Genomic DNA, 18096 nt, shown 5'->3' on the forward strand with positions numbered 1-18096 from the left:
TATGACAAGCAATTTACACACTATCCGCGACTGGCTGCGTTATGCCGTTAGCCGCTTTGAAAACTCTGATATTTTTTATGGCCATGGCACCGACAACAGCTATGATGAAGCTGTCTGGCTGGTCATGAGTGCGCTGCATTTGCCGCATGATACGCTGGATAATTTTCTCGATGCGCGTTTAACCACAGAAGAGAGCCAGCACTTGGCAAGCTTGATCGAAAAACGCGTCACCGAGCATACGCCAACAGCCTACCTGGTGAATGAAGCCTGGTTGCGCGGCTATAAATTCTACGTCGACGAGCGCGTGATTGTGCCACGCTCATTTATTGCAGAACTGCTGGAAGATGGCCTGCAACCTTGGGTAGAGTTTCCGGAAATGGTGGAATCGGCAGCTGACATTTGCACGGGCTCCGGCTGTTTGGGTGTATTGCTGGCAGAGACCTTCCCTAACGCGCATATTGATGTGGTAGATATTTCGCCAGATGCGATAGATGTCAGCAATATCAATATCAAGCGCTACGGATTGGAGCACCAGGTGCAAGCGGTGCAATCTGATATGTTTACTGCGCTCAAGGGCCGTAAATACGATGTGATTATCAGCAATCCGCCTTATGTTGACGCCCCCAGCATGGCAGAATTACCTGCGGAATACCGTCAGGAACCGCAGCTGGCACTGGGCAGTGGCATTGCCGGGCTGGATCATACGCACACCTTATTAACGCAAGCGGCTGACTATTTAAATGATGGCGGCGTACTCGTGGTCGAGATTGGTCACAATCGCGACGCTTTGCACGACGCTTATCCGGACTTGCCATTCACCTGGCTGGATACCAGTGCAGGCGACCAGTTTGTGTTTATGCTGACGAAAGAGGACCTGGTCGAAGCAGGTTTGCACATCGAATAAACGGAGTGGCCTCTGTTAACCATAAAAAAAGCACTTCAAAAGAAGTGCTTTTTTTTATAACTCGAAACAGCTTAACCACGTCCGCGATCACTGCGTTTCTTAGCGCCCGTATTCAGGCGCGCATTCTGGCGTGATGCCTGTAGCAGATCTGACTCCTGACGAATGCGGCGGTTAGCCGTTGGTGCGCGTGCCGGGCGCTGCTCAGGCGTGGCGGGGGCGTTCGCAGTTTCCAGCAAGCTGCGGCGCTGTTTACGCACTTTGGGCACAAACACGCGTGTGGCACGGTCTTTTTCGTGTGGACTCAATTGCTTGAGCGGTTTACGTGGCACAGGTAACCCTGCCCACTCCAGCAAAGCGACTACCTGTTTTTGCTCCAGTTTAAGCATGGTGCCACGTTTGAGGCGTGGCGGCAGTGCCACCGGGCCAAAACGTACACGCATCAAGCGGCTGACCGGCAAGTGATAGGCCTCGAATAAACGACGCACCTCGCGGTTACGGCCTTCTTTAATCACCACCTGATACCACTTATTGGCGCCTTCGCCACCGCTGGCATAAATGCTCTCAAAGTTGGCTGGGCCATCTTCAAGCTCAATGCCTTGCGTCAGTTGAGACATCTGCTCAGGATTCAGCTCGCCCAGAATACGCACTGCATACTCCCGCTCCACTTCGTAGCGTGGATGCATGAAACGGTTTGCCAGCTCGCCAGAGTTGGTAAATATCAGCAAACCACTGGTGTTCATATCCAGGCGGCCAATGGCAATCCATTTACCTTGTTTGATGCGCGGCAACTTATCAAATACGGTTGCACGGCCTTCCGGGTCATCCTGGCTCACCAGTTCGCCTTCCGGCTTGTGGTAAAGCAATACCTGCGGCAGTTCAGCCTCAAACGGTAAATGCAGAATGCGGCTATCCAGACGGACGATGTCATGCTCATCCACCACCGCACCGACTTGCGCCACCTGGCCATTAATCGTGATACGGCCACTTTCAATCAGTGTTTCCATATCGCGGCGTGAGCCAAAGCCCGCCAGTGCCAGTAATTTGTGTAAACGCTGGCCGGAACGCGATGCGGATGGCACCTCATCGCCAACCGTCTCTACCGGGGCGGCTGGGGGCGCTTTAGGCGGACGTGTCGCAGAAGTGGCTTTAGGGGATTTAAATGGGCGAGCCATGCTTAACCTCTTGAATGAAGGCTGTATTTTACCGTATTTAGGGCATTCACTCTAAGGCTAAATGCAATTAGCAGCCAGAGGCCGCACAGAGGCCCACTTTAAGCGGTCACGGCATGTACGACTTGCAACTGCAAATTGCGCGCACCATTAAACTCGTTCACCTGCAAGGCATAGGCGATCTCTACCTGCTCAGGCAAAAACTCGGCATGCTGAAAATAAATAGCATCGAACTGCTGATGCTGTTTTTGCAGGCGTAATTTCAAGTGTTTCTCGCCCAGCACCTTTTGCTGCAGCACCTGAAAAGTGTCGTAGAACACGGGTTGCGGAAAACCCTGACCCCACACTTGATCCGCGATCGCTTCTGCGGTTTGCATGGTCATCTCTTGCGCAGCCAATGCACCGTCTGTTTCCAGCACTTCCTGCAAAATTTCAGCATCGATCAGACTTTGCACCACATGCTCAAATGTTTGCTGAAACCGGGCAAAATCATCGGCACGTATGCTGAGGCCTGCAGCCATCGCATGACCACCAAACTTGATAATCAGGTCAGGCTGCTGCTTGGTGACCAGATCCAGGGCGTCGCGCAGATGCAACCCAGCGATGGAGCGGCCAGAACCCTTGATCAAGCCATCACCTGCATCAGCAAACGCAATCACCGGTCGATGAAAACGCTCTTTAATGCGCGAGGCAAGAATGCCGATAACCCCCTGATGCCAATCCGGCTGGAACACGCTAATCGTATATTGATCATCACGAAAATCCTGCGTCAAATCTGCCATCGCATCCCATTGCATCTCGGCTTCAATCTGCTTGCGCTCGGCATTCAACACGTGCAATTGCTGCGCATATTGCATCGCCTCCTGCGGTGTTTCTGCCAGCAGACAACGAATGCCGATAGTCATGTCATCCAGCCTGCCTGCGGCATTGAGGCGTGGCCCAACATAAAAGCCCAGATCCTGTGCATTCACTTGCGAATAATCACGCCCGGCCAATTTTAAAATGGCCAGGATGCCGGGGCTAGCCTGGCCCTGCCGGATACGTTTGAGCCCTTGCCTGACCAGAATGCGGTTATTGGCATCCAGTTTCACCAGATCGGCCACCGTGCCTAAGGCCACCAGGTCGAGCAGACTGCCCAGATGAACGCCCTCATCGCTTAATTGGCCACGTTGCTTGAGCTCAGCGCGCAAGGAAATCAGCACATAAAACATCACCCCTACCCCGGCCAGGTGTTTACTCGGAAAATCACAGCCGCGCTGGTTAGGGTTAACGATACAATCTGCGGCCGGCGTTTGCTCGGCGGGTAAATGGTGATCGGTAATCAGCACCTGCAAACCGAGTGCTTTCGCCGCAGCCACGCCATCAATGCTGGCAATGCCGTTATCCACCGTGAGAATCACATCTGGCTGCTGTTTAACCGCCAAGGCAACAATTTCAGGTGTGAGGCCATATCCATATTCAAAGCGGTTAGGCACCAGAAAGTCGACCTCGGCACCCATCATCCGCAAACCACGCATGGCGACACTGGTGGCTGTGGCGCCATCGGCATCATAATCGCCAATGATTAAAATACGTTTTTTGTGCGCAATGGCATCTGCCAATTGTTTCGCCATGTCAGCCGCGCCCGTCAAGGCGTCCGGCTTGAGCAAATGCGGCATTTCCTGCAACGACCAATCCTCAGCAGTGACCGACCTTGCGGCCAGCAGCCTGGCTAACAAGGGTGGCAAGCCTTGCGTTTGCAGGGCTGCAAAGGTGGTGTCGGAATAAGCGCGTTGCTGAATTTTCATCTTGTGTTCGTCGTGGGTCATTAACAACTATCCGCTAGTGGCTTCTCATCAGCGTTGCTTCAAGTTGTTGCAATAAGGTTTCGAGGTCAGGTGATTTTCGCCAAAACTGCCAGCGTAATTGTTTTTTATAATGCACTTCAACGCTGCGCTCGGCAAACGGCAACACCAGTTTCAACGCTGAAATACGACCAGCCTGTAAGGCGTTTGATAAAGCGGGCCAATCACACGTTTGCCATGTGTCTGCAACCCATAGCGCTTGCTGCAGGTGTTCATCAGCCAGCATCGCAGCCATGGATAATGGTCGAATGGCTGGTAATGCGCTGGCTTGCAGCCCGTCGAATACTTCGCCCTGTCCCGCAACCGCATCCCACTCATGTTGCCAGGCGGGGATATCGCCGACGCTGGCAAACCATAAACTGTTTAATTCAGTTGGCCAGTCAGCAGCCTCCGCAGAATGCGCTGCCTGATGCAGCAGCATTTGTATTTCATTGCTCCATTGCCTGATCACCGCCGCATCCGGCCCTTGTGGTTGCCATTGAAAAGCCTGCTGATACAAACAATCCTGCGGCCATTTGCACTGTGCCTGCATGTCGCGCACAGGCTGCACCCACCAGAATCGGCGACTGCTATCCTGCTGCATCACAAAATCATCAGCAAAATGTGTTTGCAAACGCTCAGTCAATGCGGCGTAAACGGCTTCTGCCAAAGGCACCACCGCCTGCAAACTAAATGTATCCCGCCGCATCCCTAGATGCACCGGTAACAAGCAAAATGACGGGCGAGCTGGCCACATCTGCCGGGCTGACAGCACGGCCGACACAGGCATATCAGACGGACTATCTTCACGCACGGCGAGTACATCGAACAATGCGCGCAGTGGCGGCAACGGGCTGACTTTCCATTGTGCTTTTAGCAACATCGGGCATTGCGCAATCACGGATTGAATCATCTCAACCGGCTGGGCAGCGGCATCAGACAGGTAATCTGTGATATAAATTTGCTGTATCATGCGAAAACAAATACACTAGGTTGATGATAAAAAAACTTAACAATTTGACGCATTTAAGCTACAAGCCAAGAAAATTGTTACTGCTATAATCATTGCGACTTATACACGAAATCTGGGGGGATGTCATGAATCGAAATCTATGGCAATGCTGCCAGCCTGTGTATACGCCTGCTGATTCAATTTAAACAGACTCCCTGGAATCCATGCCTTTCTTCCAAAACTTAAGTATCCAGTCCAGATTACTGTTATTCGTCATCGGACCGGTATTCGCGTTATCCTGTATTTTATTGTTGTTTGATTTCAAGGAACAACTGCAACGGGAAGAAGACAAGCTGAGCCAGCATGCCCTGACCACCGCAAAATTTCTGTCTGCGGTGATACATAATCAAACTGAATTGCATAGCAAAGACTATATCGGCCGGTTGCTCAAAGCCAGCCAACTTAACCGGGAACCCTATTTATCCCTGATTATTTCCGATGCGGATAATCAGGCCATCGCCAATCTTGGCACCTCTTTCAACATTAGCGAAACCTTGCCGCAACAAGACACCATCGTCATGCAGCAAAACACGCATGACATCACCATGGTGAAAGTATTTTCAACTGAATCCACACACCGCTTGCTGGGATATGTGTTTGTCGCCATCGACAAAGGCTCGCTGATCGAAGATCACCGCCAGGCGTTTATCAAAAATGTCGGCTATATCACGTTGGCACTTATATTATGCTCCATCCTCGTCAGCTGGGTGAGCCGCTCAATCAGCCAGCCGATTCGGGACATGACCTCAGCCCTCAAACGCTTTGTCATCGGTAGCCAGCAAGTCAGCCAGGGCAAAAATACTCTGCCGGAAATCCAGTCGCTGCAAAGTACGATTAATCAAATATCAAGAGATATGCAGCATGTCGAAGCTGATATGCGTCACCGCATTCAAGACGCGCAAGCGCAGCTGCGCTACCAGGCGCGCCACGATGCCTTAACCGGCCTGGTCAATCGACAAGAGCTGGAAAGACGGTTGCAACAAGCGTTGCAGGATGTCAAACAACACCGCGCCAATCATGTATTCTGCTACATGGATCTTGACCAGTTCCGCGTCATCAATGACACTTGCGGCCACTTGGCCGGGGATGAAATGCTGCGCCAGATCAGCATGATCCTCAGCCAGCGCATACGTGCAGAAGACACGTTTGCACGCCTGGGCGGCGACGAGTTCGGCCTGTTACTCAGTTACTGCCAGGTCGAAAAAGCCATCGAAATTGCGGCGCAACTGCGGCAAATGGTTGAAACTTTCCGCTTTATGCATGAAGGCCGCTTGTTCCAAACCGGCATCAGTATCGGCATTGTCGAAATCACCACCGCTTTAAAAGATGTGGGTGAAATCACCCGCCATGCTGACGCAGCCTGCTACGTAGCTAAAGATAATGGCCGCAACCAGATCCACCTGTTCCATCCTGAAGACGACGTTTTACTCAAACGCCACGTTGAAATGGAATGGGTATTACGCATTAATGAAGCCATTGAGCACAATGATTTTGTGCTTTACTGCCAAGGCATTTTCCCGCTGCAACAAAAAGAATTGCCGCCTTTTTATGAGATTTTGATCCGTAAACGCGACGAACATGGCGGCATCATCCCTCCGGCTGAATTCCTGCCATCGGCAGAGCGCTACCACCTGATGACCAAGATTGACCGCTGGGTCATCCAGCATGCTTTCATGGCGCTACAACCGCTGTTTAAAATGCAATCCAGCGTCAACCCTTTCATTGTCAGCATCAACCTGTCCGGCATGTCCTTAGGGGACGCTCAACTGCTGCCTTACATCCAGAGTTGTTTCGAAACCTACGATATATCGCCTGGCCATGTCTGCTTTGAAGTCACTGAAACCTCAGCCATCATCAACATCGACAATACGATCAAGCTGATTAAAGAACTGCAAAAGATGGGCACACGTTTTATGCTGGATGATTTCGGAAGCGGCATGTCGTCATTCAGCTACTTGAAACACCTGCCAGTCGACTTTCTTAAAATGGATGGCGCTTACGTCAAAGACATCACCAGCAACCAGGTGGATCTTGCCATGGCCAAAGCCATCCAAAGTGTGGCGCAATCGATGGAAATCCAGACCATTGCCGAATACGTCGAAGATGAAGCCACGCTGGACTGCCTGAAAGACATGGGCGTCGCTTATGCTCAGGGTTTCTATTTAAACCGCCCGATGCCCCTCAGCGAAGCATTGGCACGCCATATTGGCACCATCAGCACTCAACAACAAATCGCTGCCGCAATCGCACCAGATATGACTATTTAAGCAGAATTGTAGCGACCAGTGACCGTGATGTTGCTGGTCACAGGCTGACGTCAGTTTTATTTAGTAATTCAAGATCAATGTAGATATGGGCCAAGAGTACAAGAGCGCCCTGAAACAGATTTTTCTGCGGATACGTATTAACTACAGAAATGTTTGATTGGTCGGAACGGTGTGATTCGAACACACGACCCCTTGCACCCCATGCAAGTGCGCTACCAGGCTGCGCTACGCCCCGACGTTGGACTCGAACAGGAACCTGCTCGAAAAAGAAGGCTGCATTATAAAACAAAACCGCATATTCGCTAAGCAGAATATGCGGTTTTATCAGCGCGCGAGCCAGTTCAGGCTGGGGCTTTTAACAGTTGAAGTACTTGTTGAATTTGATCCCTGAGGGCGGCAACATCGACCACCGGCAGTTTGGCATCCTCGGCAATCAATGACGACGTATTCGTGGTTGCTGCACTGGACACCTCAGCGGCAGACCGAGATTTGTCCATTTTTTCATCTACGCCATCCAGTCGATTGCGTGCGCCGCTGATGGTAAAGCCTTGCTCGTAGAGCAGCTCACGGATTTTACGGATCAGCAATACTTCATGATGCTGGTAGTAACGACGGTTACCGCGGCGTTTAACCGGTTTGAGCTGGGTAAACTCCTGCTCCCAGTAACGCAAGACATGCGGCTTGACCCCACACAACTCGCTGACTTCACCGATAGTGAAATAGCGTTTGGCAGGGATAGGCGGCAAGGTGACTTTTTGCGTTTCTACCATGTTTGGGAGTCAGATCAGGCTTGTGCTTGTAATGGTTGTTCTGCGTAGTGTTCTTCTACGCGTAATTTTAATTTCTGACTGGCGTGAAAAGTCACCACACGACGTGCAGAAATTGGAATTTCTTCACCAGTTTTCGGGTTACGGCCAGGACGCTCGGATTTGGTACGCAACTCGAAGTTACCAAAACCAGACAGCTTAACGCTATCGCCTTGCTCCAGCGCATTGCGAACTTCTTCAAAAAACGCTTCCACCATGTCTTTGGCTTCACGCTTGTTCAGCCCAACTTGTTCAAACAACAAATCGGCCAAGTCAGCTTTTGTGAGTGTCATTAACGATCCCCTGAACCTTCTTATTATGCGAGATGCTTGTGTTGTATCAACTGTTATCCTTGGTACTATCTAACGATGATCCCAATGATATTATCTTAGTGACGCAGCAAATTTGGATGACCAGTTGTTGAGGATTTTTGCCACGATGGTATCCACTTCCTCATCGACCATTGTCTTGCAAGTATCTTGCATAAGTACAAGAAATGCAAGGCTTTTTTTGTTTTCGGGCACACCTTTACCATGATAAACGTCGAACAATTTCACCTGTTTTAGCTGAGAAATATTCTCATTCATCAACGCATCAATCATCGCTTGAGCTGATACAGATTGCTCAACGACCATCGCTAAATCTCGACGCACCGGCAGGAATTTGCTGACCTCACTATAGGCAGGCACCTGGGTTGCCAATGCAGCATCGGCATCCAACTCAAACAGGTAACAGGCACTGGTTAATCCATATTGCTGCTGCCATTGTGGATGCAATTTACCTAACCAACCGACCGCTTTGTCACCCAGGTAAATGCGGGCAGACTGGCCTGGATGCAAAGCAGGATGTTGCTCAACAGCAAAGTGCACCGGTTGCGCAAATAGCGCCTCCACATGTGCTTTGGCATCGTAAAAATCAAAAGCGCGAGCCTCTGCAGCCCATTGTTCAGGCTGCACACTGCCGTAGACCAGGCCAGACAAAGTCAATGTTTCAACAAAGCCTTGCGCGCTCTTCTCATAACGGGCGCCCAATTCAAACAGCATGGCACGTGTTTGTTGGCGCTTGAGGTTGTAATCCAGCGCATCCAGCAATCCACCCCACAAACCAGAGCGCATCACACTCAGGTTGCTGGCAATCGGGTTTTTAAGCGCAATTGGCTGGACATTACCGTATAAATCACGCTCCCAGTTGGCATCGACAAAGCTATAAGTCACCACTTCTTGATAACCTTGATTCACCATCACGTCGCGCAGCCAGTGTTTGCTGCGTGTCGCTTCTGGTGCCACCAGCATGCCTTGCGGGGCAACCGGAGTCAGTGCAGGAATATGCTCGTAGCCATGCAGGCGTGCAACTTCCTCAATCAGGTCTTCTTCGCGTGCAATATCAAAACGGAAGCTAGGTGCGCTCACCTGAAATACGCCATTAGCCTCAGTGTAGGCAAAGCCTAATTGCGTTAACAATTGACCCACTTGCACCAGGCTAACGTCTATGCCCAGAATCGACAGCAGATAAGCATGACGCAACGCAACTTGCTTGCGCACAGGTAGTTGTGCAGTCACCGCGGTCACAGCACCAGCCTGACCACCACAAATCTCCAGCACCAATGCTGTCGCACGCTCCAGCGCATTCAAGGTATTACCAAAATCTACACCACGCTCAAAACGGTAAGAGGAGTCTGTGCTTAAACCCAAACGGCGTGCTTTGCCCGCCATGACATCAGGTGTAAAGAAAGCGCTTTCGAGGAAAATCGCTTGTGTGGCATCAGTCACCGAGCTTGGTTTGCCGCCCATGACGCCTGCCAGTGCGACCGGGCCATTGCCATCGGCAATCACCAGATCATCTGCCTTCAAAGTCACTTCTGTGTCATTTAGCAAGACCAGTTTTTCACCGGCCTTGGCAAAACGGACCTCGACCTCGCCCTGCAACAGCGCATGGTCAAACGCATGCATAGGCTGGCCGAGTTCAAGTAATACATAATTGGTAATATCCACCACGGCACTGATACTGCGAATGCCGCTACGCTCCAAACGGCGCACCATCCAATCGGGCGTCTTGGCTTGAGCATTTACACCGTCAATCACGCGGCCATAATAAGCCGGGCAAGCGTCTGCTGCATTCAACGTAACAGTTGTGGCAAGATGGCTGCTGACAGCTGCCGCTTCAATCACAGGCACGGTTATTGGTGCGCCAGTCATGGCAACCACATCGCGGGCAATGCCCAAAATGCTTAAACAATCAGCGCGGTTAGGCGTCAGTTTCAGCGTATACGTGCTGTCATTCAATGCCAGATATTCACGGATATCCTGGCCAACAGGCGCATCGGCTGGCAGCTCCAAAATACCATTGGCTTCTGTCGCAATGCCCAGCTCTTTGGCAGAGCACATCATGCCGAAAGACTCTACGCCACGCACTTTGGCTTGTTTGATCTGAATCCCTGGCAGCTCGGCGCCCACCAACGCACAAGGCGCTTTCAGGCCTGCGCGTGCATTCGCTGCACCACAGACAATCTGCAGAATTTCTTCGCCGACTTTCACTTTACACACTTGCAAGCGGTCTGCATCCGGGTGTTTGGCAGCTTCCAGAATCTCCGCCACCACCACATGGCTAAACGCAGGGGCGACTGGGGTTAACTCTTCAACTTCCAGACCAGCCATGGTCAATGCGTGACCAAGTTGCGCGGTATCCAGTGATGGATTCACCATGGAACGTAACCATTGTTCGGAGAACTGCATATGTGTCTAACCCTGTATTAATTCGGTGTGTAAAGTGCGTGGAGGCTGGATTATTTAATAAACTGCTGCAAAAAGCGCAAATCATTATTAAAGAAATGGCGCAAATCATTGACGCCGTAGCGCAACATGGCCAAGCGCTCTACGCCCAGGCCAAAAGCAAAGCCACGGTATTTATCGCTATCGATATTCACGTGTTTGAGCACCTCAGGGTGCACCATGCCGCAACCACCAATTTCCAGCCAGCCACCATTCCAGCTCATATCCATTTCGGCTGAAGGCTCGGTAAACGGGAAGAACGACGGGCGGAAACGCACGGTTAAATCATCACGTTCAAAGAATTTTTGCAGAAAATCCTGCACCACGCCCTTGAGGTTGGCAAAGCTGATTTGTTCATCCACCCACAATCCTTCCACCTGGTGGAACATCGGTGAATGCGTCGCATCAGAGTCGACGCGGTAAACACGGCCAGGGGCAATAATTTTCAGCGGTGGCGTATTGCTTTCCATGTAATGCACTTGCACCGGCGACGTATGCGTACGCAAGACGTGCTCCATGCTGTCATTACCGCTATCAATGTAAAAAGTATCATGCATGGCACGTGCCGGATGGTTATCCGGAATATTCAGCGCCGTGAAATTATAAAAATCGGTTTCAATTTCAGGGCCATCAGCCACACTGAAACCAATCGAGTGAAACAATTCTTCTACACGGCGCAAGGTCAATGTCACCGGATGCAAACCACCGGTCGATTGCGCGCGCGCAGGCAAAGTCACATCGATGGTTTCACTCGCCAGCTGTTTGGCCTGTGCAGCGGCCAGGATACTGTCACGGCGGTCATTCAAGGCTTGCTCAACGGCTTGTTTAACCACATTAATCGCTGCACCAGCTGCTGGACGCTCTTCAGCAGTCAATTTACCCAGCCCTTTCAAGGCTTCGGTCAGCGCGCCAGATTTTCCCAGGTATTTGGCCTTGGCGTTTTCCAGTGCAGGAACATCATGACAAGCCGCAAAGTCTTGTGCGGCTTCTGCGATTAAGTGATTGAGATCAGCCATCGTGCGTATTCTTTAAGTTTTGAGTCACATTAAAATAAAAAAAGAGGCCGCAGCCTCTTTTTTTGGTAGGTCTGATTAGGCGCTTAAACCTGTTTTAGCCAATTCTACGAATTTAGCAAAAGCAGCTTTATCGAACACGGCCAGATCAGCCAGTACTTTACGGTCAACTTCAACCGCAGATTTTTTCAGACCGTTCATGAAACGGCTGTATGTCAAACCAGCTTCACGGGCTGCCGCATTAATACGGGCAATCCACAATGCGCGGAATTGACGTTTTTTCTGACGACGGTCACGGTATGCGTATTGACCGGCTTTCATTACCGCCTGTTTGGCAACACGGTAGACGTTCTTACGACGACCACGGTAACCTTTAGCAGCATTTAAAACTTTTTTATGTCTTGCGCGTGCGACGACACCACGTTTTACTCTAGGCATGTCGGTCTCCTTATTGTGTTGGCATCATTGCGCGGACGCGTTTCACGTCAGTCGCAGAAATAATGGAAGTACCGCGCAGCTTACGCTTTTGCTTGGTGGTTTTCTTGGTCAGAATATGGCGCAAGTGAGAGTGTGTACGCTTCACTTTACCGTTACCCAAGAACTTGAAGCGCTTTTTGGCGCTGCTCTTTGTTTTCATCTTTGGCATTTTTTTCTCCTTAGAGGTTGAATAGAGAGTAACTGGGCAGCCAATTTAGCCGTATTACTCCAAAAAACTGTTGTACTACTTAAAACCTTATTCTTCGCTTGGTGCTGCTTTTTCAGCTTTTTTGGCCACAGGCACAGCTTTCTTCGCTGGCGCCAACACCATCACCATCTGGCGGCCTTCCATTTTAGGATACTGCTCCACCAATGCGTGCTCTGTCAGATCAGCTTCCAAGCGTTTCAATAACGCCAGGCCGAATTCCTGATGCGTAATTTCGCGACCACGGAAACGCAAGGTAATTTTTGCTTTATCGCCATCACCCAAAAAGCGGATGATATTGCGTAATTTAATATTGTAATCGCCGTCATCAGTGCCAGGTCTAAACTTGACCTCTTTAATCTGCACCTGTTTTTGTTTCAGTTTTTGCTCGTGCATACGCTTGCTCTCAGCGTATTTGAATTTGCCGTAATCCATCAAACGGCACACTGGTGGTGCGGCATTTGGTGCAATTTCAACAATATCAATATCAGCTTCTTCCGCTTTGGCAAAAGCCTCTTTGAGACTCATCACACCTAACGGTTCGCCATCCACACCAACCAAACGCACTTGTGGCGCAGTGATGTCGCCATTGATGCGTGTATCTTTATCTTGAGCTATAACAATCCCCTAACAATAAACAAAGCCGCACGAATACCCGAAATTAGATCCGGTTTTGGATGTCTTCTTGCAGGAGCGCTACAAACGCCTCTACCGACATCACACCCAGATCTTCACCTTTTCTGGTACGTACGGCCACATGACCATTTTGCATTTCTTTGTCGCCCACCACAATGAGGTATGGCAACTTTTGCAAGCTGTGTTCGCGTATTTTATAGGTAATCTTCTCATTTCTCAAGTCAAAATCGCATCGAATGCCATTTTTCTTCAATTTTTCAACCACTTGGCGGACATAATCAGCCTGGTTATCTGAAATATTAAGCACCATGACTTGCACTGGCGACAACCAGACCGGCATCGCACCGGCAAAGTTTTCGATCAAAATACCTAAAAAGCGCTCCATAGATCCGACAATGGCGCGGTGCAGCATAATCGGCCGCTGACGCGTATTGTCTTCAGCCACATACTCTGCGCCCAGGCGCTCAGGGAGGTTAGGATCAAGCTGGATAGTGCCACACTGCCACATACGGCCCAGCGAATCTTTGAGGGTAAACTCAATTTTCGGGCCGTAAAATGCGCCCTCACCTGGCTGATATTCAAATGCCAGGCCATTGGCTTTAATCGCGTTGGCCAGGGCAGTTTCTGCCATATCCCAGGCTTCTTCCGTGCCCACGCGCTTTTCCGGGCGGGTAGACAATTTGACGATCACATCATCAAAACCAAAGTCTTTGTACACTTCGTACAACATCTTGATAAAGTCAGCTACCTCAGCCTCGACTTGTGACTCCATACAGAAAATATGCGCATCATCCTGGGTAAAGCCACGCACGCGCATCAGGCCATGCAAGGAGCCAGATGGCTCATTACGGTGACAGGAGCCGAACTCTGCCAGACGTAATGGTAAATCACGGTAGCTGTGCAAACTGCTGTTGAAAATCTGAATATGGCCAGGGCAGTTCATCGGCTTCACCGCATAATCGCGGCTTTCCGACTGGGTGACAAACATATTGTCGCGGTAGTTTTGCCAGTGGCCGGATTTTTCCCACAGGGTTTTGTCCAGCACCGTCGGCGTACGCACCTCCTGGTAATCGTACTCTTTAAATTTGGCGCGCATGTACTGCTCGACCTCTTGCCAGATCACCCAGCCACGCGGATGCCAGAACACCATCCCTGGTGCATCGTCCTGCATATGGTAGAAATCGAGCTGTTTGCCCAGTTTGCGGTGGTCGCGCTTTTCAGCCTCTTCCAGCATATGCAGATAAGCTTCCAGCTCATCCTTGTTACGCCAGGCGGTGCCATAGACGCGTTGCAGCATTTCGTTATTGCTGTCACCGCGCCAGTAGGCACCGGCCAGCTTCATTAATTTAAACGCCTTGAGCTTGCCGGTATTCGGCACGTGCGGGCCACGGCACAAGTCAGTGAAGCTGCCTTCAGAATACAAAGACACGTCCTCATTGCTTGGAATGCTGGCAATGATCTCGGCTTTATAATGCTCGTTAATACTTTTAAAATAAGCAACGGCTTCATCACGCGGCAATACCTTGCGCTCGACTTTTTCGTCTTTTTTCGCCAGCTCGGCCATTTTCTTTTCAATGGCTGCCAGGTCGTCCGGCGTAAACGGACGCTTATAGCTGAAGTCATAGTAAAAGCCATTATCAATGACCGGGCCAATGGTCACCTGCGCATCCGGGAACAACTCTTTCACCGCATAAGCCAGCAAGTGGGCGGTCGAGTGACGAATCACTTCCAGGCCTTCATCGTTCTTATCGGTAATGATGGCGAGGTCTACATCCTGCTCAATCAGATGACTGGTATCGACCAGTTTAGCTTCCTGACCTGTGTACGTGAGCTTACCCGCCAGTGCGGCTTTCGCCAGACCAGCGCCAATATTCATCGCGACATCGGCCACGGTCACCGGCTGTTCAAAACTTCTGGATGACCCATCAGGCAAGCGGATTACAGGCATGACTCCCTCTCTTTAAACATTAAACAACCAAACAAAACAAGCACATGGCACCTGTTTTTGGTCAAACCTCGATTATCTCACAGCGCACGAAAATTCCGCAATCAGAAACCGAGTGCAGTCACATTTAAAGCATTGATACAAAGCGATACACACCGATACAAAACCTGCATTCAGGCGCGGCATACCCAGTCGTTAAAACAGTTGACAGGCAGACGCGCCTGCCGAAACGAATGTAAAGGCGAACCACCAAGGGAGAACCACTATGACCAGCATCAGTTTAAACAGTGTGAGCAGTCAAATCACCAACAACATCTTTAGCAAACTAGATACCTCTAACCAGGGCACGATTGATGCCACCTCTTTAAGCAAAGCACTGAGCGAATCGGCTGATGACCAAGCCAGCGATGAAGTCAGCGATCTCGTCAGCAGCATAGATACGGACGGCGACAGTAAAATCAGCAAAAGCGAGCTGACAAAAGGAATCGAAAACCTGTTCAGCCAGTTGCAGAGCGCCAGCAACCAGGCTGGCGGCGCTCCAGGTGGGCCACCCCCACCGGGCGGCGCAGGTGGCCCACCGCCGCCTCGCGGCGAAGACGAGGAAGATAGCGGCCTCACACAGGACCAGATGCAGGAAATGGCTTCTTCTACCGACGACAGTAAGCTGTCTGAACTGCTGAACAATGTCGCCAGTAATTTTGAGGCCGCTGATACGAATGGTGATGGCAAGGTAACCCAGCAAGAAGCCATGGAGTATCAACAAAGCCAGAACAGCGATAGCAGCAATCCATCCAGCACCAGCACACAACAAAGCAATGCCCTGGAGCAAGTGGCCAAGTTGATTAAAACCTACGGGCTGGATCAGGACACATCCAGCAGCTATTTGACCACCTCCGCTTAAGCCCACACCAGCCTAACAGATGAGAAAAACAAAAAGCCACCAGAGATTCTGGTGGCTTTTTTTAAATTTTGCCATGTTTTATTTGGTAGTCGCGAATGGACTCGAACCATCGACCCCCACCATGTCAAGGTGGTGCTCTAACCAGCTGAGCTACGCGACTATTGTATTGCGCAGCAGTTGCTGCGAATCAATAAGGTTGCGCATTCTATCCGAAAGCCATCGGTTAGGCAATGGTATCGCGCTTATAATATGCGCATGACAAGCACTGCAGCCTTACCGCCTTTACTCTCCGATCGCATAACAGACGTTCTCATCGACACACTGTCCGAACAGCAGTATTGTGTGATTGATCAGTTTTTACCGGCGGATCTGGTTGAAGCACTGCGTACCATCGCCCTTGATCAACAACAGCAAGGACTAATGCACCAGGCCGGCACCAGCCAGTCAGCGGTTAGCAACCCCAAGTTGCGCGGCGACCAGATTGCCTGGCTGGAGCCCGGTGATCCGCATCCAGCGATCCAGAACTATCTGGCATTTCTGGCTGAAGTGCAACAAGCCGTCAACCGGCAATTGATGATGGGGCTGGACAGTTTTGAAACGCACTTTGCCATTTACCCGGCAGGCTCCTCCGGTTATACCACGCATATAGACCAGTTTCACCAACACCGTGAGCAGGCAAGGCCTGGCGCAAGAACGCTGACCTCGATTATTTATTTAAATGATGATTGGCCAGAACAAGCTGGCGGCGCGTTGCGATTGTATCTGGACGAGCACGCGAAAACACCCGGGCAAGATGCCAGACACATTGATATATTGCCAACAGCGGGCAGGCTGGTGTTGTTTCTATCCGCCAGGTTCTGGCATGAAGTGTTACCCGCCACCTTGCCACGCGTCAGCGTCACCGGCTGGTTTAAAACACGCTAGTTTTTACGTCGCTACTGTGCCGACTGCACTTGCGCCGTCAATCGGCTAAACATATCTGCCCCGGCATAACCATCTTGTGGCAACCCTTTACTGGCCTGGTAACGCCGGATAGCCGCTTGCGTTTTCGCCCCCGGGAAGCCATCCGGCGACCCGCAATCAAAGCCTCTGGCATTCAGCGCCTCCTGCAAAGACCACATCTGCTGATAACTGAGTGCAGGCGGCTCTGGCGGCATCATCAGCGTGTACGTGTCCTGGCGCAATTGCTGGCTCAGCAAACTGACACTGAGCGCATAATTAATAGAGCGGTTCCACTGCATGATCACATCAAAATTCGGGAACACCATATACGCCGGGCCATCATAACCTTGCGGCAACAAAATAGCGGCCTGCGGCAAGCCCAGCGCGCTGTCAGGCACGCCAGCAACCCCCGCTTTTACCCAATCACTGACGGGCTTATTCAGCTGCCATTGCGCCTGGCTGTAATCAAATCCGGCAGGCAAGGCCACCTGAATGCTAATCGGCTTGCCTGGCTGCCAACCTGCTTGTGACAGATAGTTGGCCGCCGAACTGAATACATCCGGGTAAGAATTCCAGATATCTATTTTGCCGTCAGCATCGGCATCCACACCATACTTGAGCAAGGTAGATGGCATAAACTGCATATGCCCGGTTGCGCCTGCCCAGGAGCCCACCACCGGGCTGTCATAGCGCTGCTCGCGCTCGACCACGCGCATCAGGTTCAATAATTCCCGTTTAAAAAACTCGGCCCGGCGCCCTTCATAAGAAAGTGTGGCCAAGGCAGAAGCCAACGGGATATCGCCCATAAAACCACCAAAATTGGTTTCCACCCCCCAAAAAGCCACCAGCACCTCGCGAGGCACTTGATACAACTCTTCGACCACATAAAGCACGCCCTGGTAGTCCTGCGCCATCTGCTTGCCTTTAGCCACCACACGCGGGTTAATGCGGCGGTTTACGTAGGCTGAAAAACTGGTGACAAACTCTGGCTGCTTGCGGTCCAGCTCAATCAAACGTGGCAAGAAAGTCACCTGGTTGAGTGTCGCATCCACCGCGGCTGGTGCCACATGTAATGCCAGCGCCTCCTGGCGCATGGCTGTCACCCACAACTTAAAGCCATCGTCATCCTCAGCACTGCTCAAATCGCTGGTGATAGCGAGCCCCGCCACCAATAACCCGCTCCATACAGCTTGCCACTTCCCGGTTGTTTTTACGTTCTTCATAGACA

Annotated in this window: 16 protein-coding genes and 2 tRNA genes; 4 read left to right on the forward strand and 14 right to left on the reverse strand. The window is 51.0% G+C overall.

Annotated elements, in window-relative coordinates; all coding sequences use genetic code 11:
- Position 1 precedes the first annotated feature (1 nt).
- Positions 2–904: a 50S ribosomal protein L3 N(5)-glutamine methyltransferase gene (gene prmB, locus GQ52_RS00670; protein WP_019881760.1), complete on the forward strand. Its 903-nt coding sequence runs from the start codon at positions 2–4 to the stop codon at positions 902–904.
- Between the two features lie 71 nt (positions 905–975).
- Here prmB and rluB read toward each other — a convergent pair whose 3' ends face one another.
- The 3 genes from rluB to GQ52_RS00685 form a co-directional block, all read right to left on the reverse strand.
- A complete protein-coding gene (rluB, locus tag GQ52_RS00675; protein ID WP_047514219.1) occupies positions 976–2076 on the reverse strand; it encodes a 23S rRNA pseudouridine(2605) synthase RluB in 1101 nt (366 codons plus the stop codon).
- Between the two features lie 98 nt (positions 2077–2174).
- Positions 2175–3860, reverse strand: coding sequence for a single-stranded-DNA-specific exonuclease RecJ (gene recJ, locus GQ52_RS00680; RefSeq protein WP_047518439.1), 1686 nt, complete (start codon positions 3858–3860; stop codon positions 2175–2177).
- Positions 3861–3894: 34 nt separating this feature from the next.
- The gene (locus GQ52_RS00685) at positions 3895–4869 is read right to left on the reverse strand and encodes a hypothetical protein (RefSeq protein WP_047514222.1); all 975 of its coding nucleotides are present in this window, start codon (positions 4867–4869) and stop codon (positions 3895–3897) included.
- A gap of 203 nt (positions 4870–5072) precedes the next feature.
- Here GQ52_RS00685 and GQ52_RS00690 point away from each other — a divergent pair, with 203 nt between their 5' ends.
- The gene (locus tag GQ52_RS00690; RefSeq protein ID WP_047514225.1) at positions 5073–7175 is read left to right on the forward strand and encodes a bifunctional diguanylate cyclase/phosphodiesterase; all 2103 of its coding nucleotides are present in this window, start codon (positions 5073–5075) and stop codon (positions 7173–7175) included.
- A gap of 158 nt (positions 7176–7333) precedes the next feature.
- Here GQ52_RS00690 and GQ52_RS00695 read toward each other — a convergent pair.
- The 9 genes from GQ52_RS00695 to thrS all read right to left on the reverse strand — a co-directional run bounded on the left by GQ52_RS00695 (position 7334) and on the right by thrS (position 15028).
- A tRNA-Pro gene (locus tag GQ52_RS00695) sits at positions 7334–7410 on the reverse strand.
- Positions 7411–7516: 106 nt separating this feature from the next.
- Positions 7517–7945: a MerR family transcriptional regulator gene (locus GQ52_RS00700; RefSeq protein WP_047514228.1), complete on the reverse strand. Its 429-nt coding sequence runs from the start codon at positions 7943–7945 to the stop codon at positions 7517–7519.
- 14 nt (positions 7946–7959) lie between these two features.
- Entirely contained in the window at positions 7960–8274 is a 315-nt protein-coding gene (locus GQ52_RS00705) for an integration host factor subunit alpha (protein WP_018985782.1), read from the reverse strand.
- Positions 8275–8364: 90 nt separating this feature from the next.
- Positions 8365–10713, reverse strand: coding sequence for a phenylalanine--tRNA ligase subunit beta (pheT, locus tag GQ52_RS00710; protein WP_047514231.1), 2349 nt, complete (start codon positions 10711–10713; stop codon positions 8365–8367).
- Positions 10714–10763: 50 nt separating this feature from the next.
- On the reverse strand, positions 10764–11765 hold the full coding sequence (gene pheS, locus GQ52_RS00715) for a phenylalanine--tRNA ligase subunit alpha (protein ID WP_047514234.1): 1002 nt from the start codon (positions 11763–11765) through the stop codon (positions 10764–10766).
- 75 nt (positions 11766–11840) lie between these two features.
- Positions 11841–12200 carry a 50S ribosomal protein L20 gene (gene rplT / locus GQ52_RS00720; RefSeq protein ID WP_019881751.1) on the reverse strand — a complete coding sequence of 120 codons (360 nt, stop codon included), beginning with the start codon at positions 12198–12200 and terminating at the stop codon, positions 11841–11843.
- A gap of 10 nt (positions 12201–12210) precedes the next feature.
- Positions 12211–12408, reverse strand: coding sequence for a 50S ribosomal protein L35 (gene rpmI / locus GQ52_RS00725; RefSeq protein ID WP_019881750.1), 198 nt, complete (start codon positions 12406–12408; stop codon positions 12211–12213).
- An 87-nt stretch (positions 12409–12495) separates the two neighbouring features.
- A complete protein-coding gene (gene infC, locus GQ52_RS00730) occupies positions 12496–13062 on the reverse strand; it encodes a translation initiation factor IF-3 (RefSeq protein WP_198289779.1) in 567 nt (188 codons plus the stop codon).
- Between the two features lie 43 nt (positions 13063–13105).
- The gene (thrS, locus tag GQ52_RS00735) at positions 13106–15028 is read right to left on the reverse strand and encodes a threonine--tRNA ligase (protein ID WP_047514237.1); all 1923 of its coding nucleotides are present in this window, start codon (positions 15026–15028) and stop codon (positions 13106–13108) included.
- Between the two features lie 262 nt (positions 15029–15290).
- On the opposite strand from thrS, the gene GQ52_RS00740 reads away from it, so the two are divergent.
- The gene (locus GQ52_RS00740; RefSeq protein ID WP_047514239.1) at positions 15291–15926 is read left to right on the forward strand and encodes an EF-hand domain-containing protein; all 636 of its coding nucleotides are present in this window, start codon (positions 15291–15293) and stop codon (positions 15924–15926) included.
- Between the two features lie 83 nt (positions 15927–16009).
- Here GQ52_RS00740 and GQ52_RS00745 read toward each other — a convergent pair.
- Positions 16010–16086, reverse strand: a tRNA-Val gene (locus tag GQ52_RS00745).
- 182 nt (positions 16087–16268) lie between these two features.
- Here GQ52_RS00745 and GQ52_RS00750 point away from each other — a divergent pair.
- Positions 16269–16850, forward strand: coding sequence for a 2OG-Fe(II) oxygenase (locus GQ52_RS00750; protein ID WP_235272877.1), 582 nt, complete (start codon positions 16269–16271; stop codon positions 16848–16850).
- A gap of 11 nt (positions 16851–16861) precedes the next feature.
- Here the strand turns inward: GQ52_RS00750 and GQ52_RS00755 are convergent, their stop codons facing one another.
- Positions 16862–18091 (reverse strand): lytic murein transglycosylase, encoded by a 1230-nt coding sequence (locus GQ52_RS00755; RefSeq protein WP_235272879.1) that lies wholly within the window; start codon positions 18089–18091, stop codon positions 16862–16864.
- Positions 18092–18096: the final 5 nt, after the last annotated feature.

It is taken from the genome of Methylophilus sp. Q8 (assembly GCF_000800115.1).
Lineage (GTDB): Bacteria > Pseudomonadota > Gammaproteobacteria > Burkholderiales > Methylophilaceae > Methylophilus.